Source organism: Mesorhizobium sp. M7A.F.Ca.CA.001.10.2.1, assembly GCF_003998575.1.
Taxonomy (GTDB): Bacteria; Pseudomonadota; Alphaproteobacteria; order Rhizobiales; family Rhizobiaceae; genus Mesorhizobium.
Window position 1 is genome coordinate 1 of record NZ_RZQY01000739.1, and the last position, 2,792, is coordinate 2,792.

Annotated in this window: 2 protein-coding genes and 1 pseudogene; all 3 read right to left on the minus strand. The window is 62.5% G+C overall.

The window, feature by feature from the left end; all coding sequences use genetic code 11:
• A pseudogene (locus tag EN964_RS30930) lies at positions 1–261 on the minus strand (DUF2291 family protein); the annotation flags it as partial.
• 33 nt (positions 262–294) lie between these two features.
• Positions 295–1,305 (minus strand): sugar-binding transcriptional regulator, encoded by a 1,011-nt coding sequence (locus EN964_RS30935; protein WP_127269800.1) that lies wholly within the window; start codon positions 1,303–1,305, stop codon positions 295–297.
• A 423-nt stretch (positions 1,306–1,728) separates the two neighbouring features.
• On the minus strand, positions 1,729–2,792 hold a 1,064-nt coding region (locus EN964_RS30940), incomplete at its 5' end, for an FAD-dependent oxidoreductase (protein WP_127277163.1).

Here is a 2,792-nt window from a genome sequence, read left to right on the forward strand (position 1 = left end):
GTCCTTGGCGATAGCAGCAGCCACCGTCACCGCGTCGGCGGCGCGTGCCTCGACATCGGCCTGCACCTTGGGAAACTCCGACTTGCCGTAGTCAGCGGCGGAAAAGACGGCGCTGCGGACATCGCCGGCAGAGCCGATCCTGACCACCTTGGTGTCGAGCGCCATGGCGCCGAGCAGGACGACAACCGCGGCGCCGGCAAGTGCCCGACGCAGGGCGGGCGAAGCCGGCCTGGTCGATGCGGTGGCGGCTTTCGCGCTCATGACGCAACCGCCAGCAAGGCTGATCCGCGCTTGTCACGCATTTGACGATCCTCCGTTCACATGGCGCTTCGCGCCATTGGGTTTGTTCTGTTCGACAAGGGCACGAGCGGTGGACTCGTCGGTGATCAGGCCGCTCAGATAGCGGCTTTCGAGCACCGCTTTGATGGCACGCACTTTGATCTTGCCGCCGGCGACGGCGACGATCCGGCGGCCCTTCAACTGGTCCCGCGGAAGCGCGAGAATTCTGTCCGACAGCGCCGTTTCCACCGGGCGCCCCTTGTCGTCGAAGAAGTGGGCGAGCAGCTCGCCGACGCCGCCATCGCGTTTCACCTCATCGATTTCGGAATGTTCGATCATGCCGGTAGCGACCAACGAAGCTTCCCGCTCGGCGGTCCCTATGCCGACGAACATCAGGTCGGACCGGCTTGCGAGGTCGAAGACATCGCTAATGCCGCGCTGACCAAGCAGCACTTCACGGTCCTCGGCGGTGTTGGCGACGAAAGGCACCGGCATCACATAAGCCTGCGCGCCGGTCCGCTCGGCCAGCCGATGCATGACATCGTGCGGGTTGGCCGCGAATTTGCGCGTCACGCCGCCAAGCAGCGAGACGAAACGGATATGGGCAGCGGCGGTGCGCGTCAGATACTCGACGCTTGCGGCAAGGGTACGGCCATGGCCGACGCCGATCAGCATGTCCTCGCCGCGATCGATCTCTCGTTTCAGAAACTGAGCGCCGGCGATCCCAAGCGCCTTCAGCGGCAGCTCGTCCTGATCGAGATCAGGAACAACCTCGCAGTAGTCGAGCCCGTAAGCAGTGATCAGCTGCTGCTCGAGGTCGATGCATTCGCCGACATCGCCGTCGATGATCACCCTGACAAGGCCATCCTGGGTGGCCCGGGTGATGAGCCGATGCGCCTTGAGGCTGGTCAGGCCGAGCCGCTTGGCCACCTGGGCCTGCGTCAGACCCCCGGCATAGTGAAGCCAGGCCGCGCGGGTGGCGAGGCTGGACTCATGATCGCGGTTAGTGGCTCCGCCGGATTTCAAGACATCTCCTCCCTGAGATGATATTATTATCTTTGTGTGCAAAAATTTTCACATCCCTGCATCGCTGTCAATCCCTCGCCGGATTTGGCGCATGCACATATGGGGAATTCACAGGTCTCGCCCTTCCCGAAACGCCGGTCTGCCGGCATTTCGGCGGGCAACATCGACCTATTAGGAGGTGAGCATGTTACTCGATCATACGGCTATGTTAATTTAACGTCAATCTGTGTTATTTCGTGCCTGAGCCAGTAGAATTGCACAGCCATCGGCTATCTAATTTTTTTCTAACTAGCTGTTTCTCCATAATAATATCTGACATCGGCAAAATCCCAATCCACCTGTGAGTTGAGCGATTGGGGATGCGGCGCATCCTTAGGCAAACCGACCGGATTGCCTTGGGAAAGAGCATCGGCGACGGAATGATCAGCCCAGCCGCATCAGGTTCCGGTCCTCGAGTTCCAGGGCGGCGGCCTCGACTTCCTCTGCGAGGCGCCCGGCGCTCCAGCCCAGCGCCCGTCCGGCAATCGTCGCAATCTCCTGCAGATCCCGGCCCGTCAGTGACCCTGATATCGCCAGGGTGCTGCGGCGCATGACGATATCGGCCAGATGTTCGACGAACTCGGTGCGGACGATGTAGTCAATTTCCGATCGGCTGTAGCTTTCTGAATCCGGCAGTCGGCCCTCATCATCCGGCTCATGTGTGGCGATCTGCGTGGCTCTGGTGCCATATCGCGACAGCAGCGCCTCGAGACGCCGTTCTCCAGCGCCCGTCTCCGAGTGAGCCAGAGCCAGCCAACTTGCTCGCGCTGCAGCATCAGCCGGGAAATCCCTGCCGCCGCCGATCGGCATGGTCTGCGTCGTCACCTTGCGGCTGCGCTGCAGGCGGCCGAGCACGGTGTCGGCGACTTCCTCGGCGAAGCCGCGAAAGGTCGTCCACTTGCCGCCGATCAGCGAGATGACTGCGAAAGGTCTGTTCCGATCCGGCTCGGCGACGGGCGCCGAGTGGTCACGGCTGATCAAGCCGGGCACCGATGCATCCGAGGCCGGCAGCGGCCGGATGCCGCTATAGGCATAGACGATCTGGTCGCGCTCGAACGCCATCCCCGGCAGCAGCGTCCGTACGCTGTCGAGCAGGTACTCGACTTCGTCAGGTTCGCAGCGCACCGCGTCGGGGTTGTCGGCCTTGATGTCGGTGGAGCCGACCAGCGCCAGGCCGAGATAGTCGTAGACAAGGCAGATGCGGCCGTCATCGGCTTCGAAATACAGCATGCGTCCGGCCAGGCTTTTGACCAGCTCGTCGTGCTTCAACAGGATGTGCGAGCCCTTGGTGCCGCCGATCATCTTCGACGGCGCGCCTAGCGAATCGTTGACATCGTCGATCCATGGACCGGCGGCATTGACCACCAGCTTCGGCCGCACCGAAAAGGCCGCGCCGTTTTCCGGCTGGAAGGTCAGCACGCCATCGGCGGACTTCGCCAGCGCCGTGT